Genomic DNA, 7,386 nt, shown 5'->3' with positions numbered 1-7,386 from the left:
AACCTTTTTTATCCGCATTTGTTCATAAACTATTGATCCCATTGTGTTCTATTCGTTTTTGAGGAACGACTAAATAATTGTTTGTTTTTTTAGTGTTTAAACTTTTAACTTCGCACTCCTTTCACCAATTCTCCGGTTATAATTATTGCAAAAAGAAAAATCAATAAGTATCTTTCTAAAAAAGCTACATTTAATATATAAAATTAAAATAAAATATGAATCGAATATTTTTATTACTTTTTTTGTTAGTATTCAGTATTGGACCTAATGAAGCTCAGGGGCCATTAAAAACGCCTGCTTTAGATACACTGGCGCAGGCAACATTACAGTCTTGCGTTCAATATGCTTTGCAACACCAACCCATTGTGCAGCAATCTTTAATAGACGAGCAGATTGTAGATAAAACCATTCAAACCAAATTGGCCGATTGGTATCCACAAATTAGTATGAACTATTATATTCAGCACAACTACCAATTACCTGCATTTTATTTTGGTGGGAATTATGTACGCAATGGTACTTATAATGCATCTAATCTGGGTTTAACACTTACCCAAAATATCTTTAACAGAGATGCGTTATTAGCCAGCCAAACAGCACAACAGGTAAAAAAGCAGGTAAGGCAAAATACTGTTAGTAATAAAATTGATGTTACCGTAAATGTGAGCAAGGCATTTTATGATGTGCTATTAACGCAAAAACAAGTGCAGGTGTTAGACCAGGCTATTATTCGTTTGCAGAAAAATGTGCAGGACTCTTATCATCAATACGAAGCGGGTATTGTAGATAAAACCGATTATAAAAGAGCTACCATTTCATTAAACAATACCATAGCACAACGTAAGCAGGTTTTTGATTTGGTAAAAGCAAAATCTGTTTATTTAAAAGAGTTAATGGGATATCCTGATTCAGCAGATTTACATTTAAGTTATGATACCACTGCCATGGAAAAAGATGCGTTTATAGATACTTCTGTAAATGTATTTTTCGAAAATAGAATCGAATATCAGCAATTGGTTACCCAGCAAAAGTTACAGCAGGCCAATTTAAAATATTATAAATGGGGATTCATTCCCACCATCTCTGCTTATGGTATTTATAATTTCAACTATTTGAATAATGATTTTGGAAAATTGTACAACCAAAATTTAGGTAACTCAAATATTGGATTGCAATTATCTGTTCCAATTTTTCAGGGAAATAAACGTGTGAACCAAATCAAAGAAGCGCAATTACAAATAGATCGTTTAAACTGGGATGTGGTAGCTTTGAAAAGCCGCGTAAATACTGAGTATGCAACAGCACTGGCCAATTACAAAGGCAATCTTGCCAATTATGTTGCATTGAAAGATAATTTGTCGCTTGCCAATGATGTGTATGAAACCATTCAACTCCAATACAATTCCGGAATTAAAACTTATTTAGATGTTATTGTTGCTGAAAGTGATTTACGCACTGCACAGTTAAATTATTATGATGCGCTTTATCAATTGTTGGAAAGTAAAATCGATGTTGAAAAAGCTTTAGGTACTATTAAAAATTAAAAATATAAATATTTTTATATGAATAATTCGTTACGTTATATTTTGGTATATTTTACAGGATTAGTTTTAATGGCATCCTGCACCAACAAACAGCAGCAACAACAAGCACTGCCACCCGTTGCTGTTAACACTTACCAGGTACAAAAAGGTTCGGCCGTATATTATGATAACTATCCTGCCACTGTTGCAGCACTCAACGAAATTGAATTGCGTGCACAGGTTACCGGATACATAAAAGGTATTTTTTTTAATGACGGACAACATGTTTACAAGGGTCAGAAGTTGTATGATATTGACCATGAAACCTATCAGGCTGCTTATAATCAGGCAGTAGCCAATATGAATGTGGCTTTGGCTAATTTAGACAAGGCACAGCAAGATGCCGACCGTTATACCGAACTGCTAAAGAAAGATGCCATAGCCCGTCAGGTAGTTGATCATGCCATTACAGATTTACAGGCTGCAAAAATGCAGGTAGCAGCTTCAAAAGCAGCAGTTGCAAGAGCAGAAACCGATCTGAAATTTTCTGTTTTATATGCACCTTTTGATGGTACCATTGGCATTTCGCAGGTAAAAATGGGTACACTTATTTCGGCCAATCAAACTTTATTGAATACAATATCTTCAGACAATCCGATGGCAGTTGATATTGCTGTAGATCAAAGCCTAATACCCCGCTTTGCTGCATTAAAAGCACATCCTGCACCGGCTTCAGATTCTATGTTTACCATGAACTTTAATGACCAGTCTGTATATCCTTTACCCGGTACACTTAGTTTTATTGACAGGGCAGTAGATCCCCAAACCAGTACCATTCGTGTTCGATTCATCTTCCCCAATAAAGACAATATGCTAAAACCCGGAATGAGTTGTAATGTTCGGGTAAAGAACAATAATCCATTGCAACAATTTTTACTCATTCCATTTAAAGCAGTGGTAGAGCAAATGGGTGAATATTTTGTGTTTGTACTGAGTGCCAACCAAACTGTTACAGAACAGAAAATTGCTTTAGGTCAACGCATCAATGATAAAATTGTGGTTCGTTCCGGTTTAAAAGAAGGTGATACCATTGTAATCGATGGGATACAAAAATTAAGAGATGGTGCAAAAGTTCAATTAGCTGCACCGCAGACTCACTAAACAAATAATTTAGAAAATATTATGATTGCAAATACATTTATAAAACGCCCGGTTACGGCAATTGTTATATCTATTGTAATTGTGTTATTGGGCGTTTTGGCTATTTTAAATTTACCCATAAGTCAATATCCCGATATTACACCTGCAACGGTTCAAATTACCGGAACCTTTAATGGGGCAGATGCACAAACCGTTGAACAAACTGTAACTACACCTATTGAAACGCAGGTAAACGGTACACCCGGAATGGCTTATCTGCAAAGCAATAGTACCAGCGATGGGCGCACCACCATTAATGTAGTATATAATGTAGGAGCCGATGTAAATATTGGTGCACTTGATGTACAAAACAGAGTGGGTATTGCCACACCACAATTGCCCGATGATGTAAAGCGACTGGGCCTTACTACCCGTAAAAGAAATCCCAGTATTTTAATGCTGGTGGCTATGTACTCGCCCAATGGCACCCATAGCGTAACTTTTGTAGATAACTATACCAACATATTTGTACGCGATGCGTTGTTGCGTGTAAAAGGGGTGGGCGATATTTTTACCCGTGCCGATGATTTTAGCATGCGTATCTGGTTACAACCCGATAAAATGGCGCAGTTAGGGTTAACTACTACCGATGTGTTGAATGCACTGCAGGATCAAAACCTGCAAATTGCTGCCGGATCGGTAGGAGCTCCTCCGCAAAGCAACGACCAGTCGTTTGAATACAATGTGTTTACCAATAGTAGGTTGAGTACCGAAGATCAGTTTGCACATATTATTGTTCGCAGTAAACCATCTGATGGGTCATTGGTGTATTTAAAAGATGTAGCCCGTATACAATTGGGTAAATTCAGTTATGCCAGCAATTCATTTGTAGATGGTAAAAGAGCTTCTTATTTACTGGTATACCAGGCGCCGGGCAGCAATGCATTGGAGACTGCGCAGGGTGTGTATAATGCCATGAATCAGTTGCGGCAGTCTTTTCCGAAAGATGTAGATTATACCGTTCCATTTGAATCTGTTTCTGTTGTAAAAGTATCGATTGATGAAGTGGTAAAAACTTTATTAGAAGCGTTGGCACTGGTTACTCTGGTTGTATTCTTATTCCTGCAAAGCTGGCGTGCTACTTTAATTCCGGTATTGGCCATTCCGGTTTCTATTATTGGCACATTTGCATTTTTTGTACCCTTAGGGTTTACCATTAACACATTAACCATGTTTGGTTTTGTACTGGCCATTGGCATTGTGGTAGATGATGCCATTGTGGTGGTAGAAGCTGTGCAGCACTATATTGATCAAGAACATTTAACGCCCAAAGAGGCTACTGCACGTGCCATGAACGATATATCGGGTCCGGTAGTGGCCATTGCTTTAATTCTGGCAGCAGTTTTTATTCCTGTTGGTTTTATACCCGGTATTGTTGGGCGTTTGTACCAGCAATTTGCTATCACCATTGCAATTTCTGTGTTAATTTCTGCATTTGTTGCATTGTCATTAACACCTGCCCTTTGTTCACTGATGTTGCGACCTATGGACTTAAACAAAAAATCAAGAGGTATTAATCAGTTCTTTTTCCGTTTTAATGAATGGTTTAGAAGAACAACAGCTAAATATACCATTGGTGTAAGAAAGGTAATTAAATGGGCACCTTATACAATGGTATTGCTAGTTTGTATTTTTGTTGGAACTGCCATTTTATTTAAAAACAAACCCACCGGCTTTATTCCTACTGAAGATGAAGGCCGTATTTATATTACGTTTGAGTTACCGGAAGCCAGCTCAACCACCCGAAGTTTAGATGTATTAAACCGGATGATGGGAATTTTAAAAGAAGTTCCAGGAGTAGGCCATTTTGCGGCTTTAGGCGGATTGAACGTAGTAACATTTGCCACCAAATCAAACAGCGGAACCATCTTCTGCCAATTAAAACCTTGGGATCAACGTACCGATAAATCACAACAAATTAAATCCATCATTGCAACGCTTCAAAAACGCTTTGCCATTATCAAAGAGGCAAATATTGTGGTAATTCAGCCACCAGCCATTCCTGGTTTGGGGCAAACTGCCGGTTTTACTTTTGAATTAGAGCAACGAGAAAGCACCGACGATATTAAAACCTTTGAAAAAGTGGTGCAGAATTTTGTAATGGCTGCCAATAAAAGGCCGGAAATAGCCAGGGCATTTAGCTTCTTTACCGCTCGAACTCCGGGTTATAAGGTAGATGTTGATCGTGAAAAATGTAAAAAATTAGGAGTTTCTATTGCAGATGTATACAATACCTTGCAAACATTTCTGGGAAGTCGTTATGTAAATGATTTTACCATTTATGGCAGAAATTTTCACGTAGTGGCTCAGGCAGATTCCTTATATCGTGGTGATATTAAAGACCTGAATCAGTATTATGTAAAAAATCAGGCAGGTACTTTGTTGCCGATGAGTACTTTAATCACTTATCAGCTTACGGAAAGCGCACCGCTTATTTCGCATTACAATCTATTTAGAACGGCCGAAATTAATGGTACACCCAAAGAAGGGTATAGTAGTGGGCAGGCCATTGATGCATTAAAAGAAGTAGCTGCACAAGTATTGCCTGCAGGCTATGGTTATGAGTTTTCTGGTTTAAGCCGCGAAGAAATTAATGCCGGCAACAGTACAGTGTATATATTTAGCTTATCTATTTTATTTGTATTTCTGTTTTTAGCAGCTTTATATGAAAGTTGGAGTATTCCATTTTCGGTATTGCTGGCGGTCCCCATTGGTGCTTTTGGTGCCATTTTAACGTTAACATTTATTCCAAGGCTCGATAATAATGTATATGCGCAAATTGGCTTGGTAACTCTAATTGGTCTGGCTGCAAAAAATGCCATTTTAATTGTTGAGTTTGCCAAGGAAAGGGTAGATAGTGGAATGGATATAGTACCTGCAACACTGGAGGCTGTTAAATTAAGATTACGACCAATTTTAATGACTTCAATGGCTTTTATTTTAGGAGTATTGCCTTTGGCTTTTTCAACCGGTGCCGGCGCGATCGCCCGTTCTACCATTGGATTTACCGTGTTGGGTGGTATGCTGGCTGCCACTTTACTGGCTATTTTTATAGTGCCTGTTTTATTTGTGCTGATTGCTAAGATAGCTTATGGCAAACAGAAATTAGAAGCATTGCGCAGGCAACGTTTAGATGAAATAAATGATCTGCCCAAAGCTAATATATAGAGGTTAAAACAAATAATCCATCTTCTTGCAACAGCCTTACTTTCCGTTAAGGCTGTTGTTGTTTTATCCACTTTTTTTCCCTTATTAAAAAATATGTAATATCCTTGCAGCTGCTAAAACAAGTGTACATGAGTGCTTTACATTATATGAGAGAAGCCATTAAAGTAGGTTTGGAAGGAATGATGGCTAACCAGGGTGGACCATTTGGCTGTGTAATTGTGAAAAATGACGAAATTATTGCCCGGGGTTGCAATAAGGTGTTGTTGTTAAACGACCCTACCGCACATGCCGAAGTAACAGCCATTCGGGAGGCTTGTAAAGTATTGAACGATTTTCAGCTTATCGACTGCGAAATTTATACTACCTGCGAACCATGCCCCATGTGCATGGGTGCTATTTATTGGGCAAGGCCTAAAAAAGTATATTATGCCAATACAAGGGAAGACGCTGCAGCCATTGGATTTGATGATTCATTTATTTATCATGAATTAACGCTGCCGGTAGATCAGCGTAAAATAGTAATGGAATGTATAGGCAGAAACGAAGCCATTGCTATGTTTGAAGCCTGGCAACAAAAAGACAAAAAAACATTGTATTAATACTTTTCAAATTTTATAATAATGAGCAATTTAATGAGCGAGTTACAGGAAGCAGTTGCATATATTATGTCACAAGCAAACATTACAGCTAAAGTGGGTATAGTTTTAGGCAGTGGTCTTGGTAATTTAGCCAATTTGGTAGAAGCTGAAAAAGAAATTCCTTATACACAAATTCCGCATTTTCCTGTTAGTACCGTAAAGGGACATGGCGGTAAATTAATTATTGGAAAACTAAAAGGAAAGACTGTTATTGTTATGGCAGGTCGTTTTCATTTTTATGAAGGCTATGTTCCACAACAAGTGGTTTTTCCTATTCGGGTAATGAAGTTGTTGGGAGTTGAAACCCTTTTACTCTCCAATGCTGCCGGAGCTGTGAACCCCGATTATAAAGTGGGGGATTTAATGATTTTAAAAGACCATATTAGCTTTTTTACTGCCAATCCATTAATAGGTCCCAATGAAGAGGCTTTGGGTACCCGCTTTCCCGACATGAGTGAACCTTATTGTAAAGTACTTATTGAAAAGGCAATTCAAATTGCAAAAGAAAACAATATTGAATTGCATCAGGGGATTTATACGGCTGTTACCGGACCTACTTTTGAAACACATGCCGAATACCAACTTATTAAAATTGTTGGCAGTGATGTGGTGGGAATGAGTACTGTTCAGGAAACCATTGCCGCAGTACATGCAGGTATGAAAGTATTTGCAGTAAGCGTAGTAACCGATTTAGGAATTCGTCATGAAGATAACATCATTACCCACGAAGAAGTATTACAAGCCGCCAAAGCTGCCGAACCTAAGCTTAGTTTGTTGTTTATGGAGTTAATTCAACAATTATAATTACAAGTGTGCATGGATTATAACGGTTCTTTTAAAGCTTTAGCTTTAATTTG

The 7,386-nt window shown here is 37.8% G+C and carries 5 protein-coding genes; all 5 read left to right on the top strand.

Annotated features, from left to right (window positions below):
* The first annotated feature begins 215 nt into the window (after positions 1-215).
* The 5 genes from JK139_RS11860 (at position 216) to JK139_RS11840 (ending at position 7,333) form a co-directional block, all read left to right on the top strand.
* Positions 216-1,544: a TolC family protein gene (locus tag JK139_RS11860; RefSeq protein ID WP_218331363.1), complete on the top strand. Its 1,329-nt coding sequence runs from the start codon at positions 216-218 to the stop codon at positions 1,542-1,544.
* A gap of 18 nt (positions 1,545-1,562) precedes the next feature.
* Positions 1,563-2,684, top strand: a complete 1,122-nt coding sequence (locus JK139_RS11855) for an efflux RND transporter periplasmic adaptor subunit (protein ID WP_218331362.1) — start codon at positions 1,563-1,565, stop codon at positions 2,682-2,684.
* A 21-nt stretch (positions 2,685-2,705) separates the two neighbouring features.
* Positions 2,706-5,891, top strand: coding sequence for an efflux RND transporter permease subunit (locus tag JK139_RS11850; RefSeq protein ID WP_218331361.1), 3,186 nt, complete (start codon positions 2,706-2,708; stop codon positions 5,889-5,891).
* A 128-nt stretch (positions 5,892-6,019) separates the two neighbouring features.
* A complete protein-coding gene (locus tag JK139_RS11845) occupies positions 6,020-6,490 on the top strand; it encodes a nucleoside deaminase (protein WP_218331360.1) in 471 nt (156 codons plus the stop codon).
* 21 nt (positions 6,491-6,511) lie between these two features.
* Positions 6,512-7,333, top strand: coding sequence for a purine-nucleoside phosphorylase (locus JK139_RS11840; RefSeq protein ID WP_074417807.1), 822 nt, complete (start codon positions 6,512-6,514; stop codon positions 7,331-7,333).
* Positions 7,334-7,386: the final 53 nt, after the last annotated feature.

The organism is Hydrotalea lipotrueae (assembly GCF_019249625.1).
Lineage (GTDB): Bacteria > Bacteroidota > Bacteroidia > Chitinophagales > Chitinophagaceae > Hydrotalea > Hydrotalea flava.
This window is presented reverse-complemented; position numbering and strand designations above follow the sequence as displayed.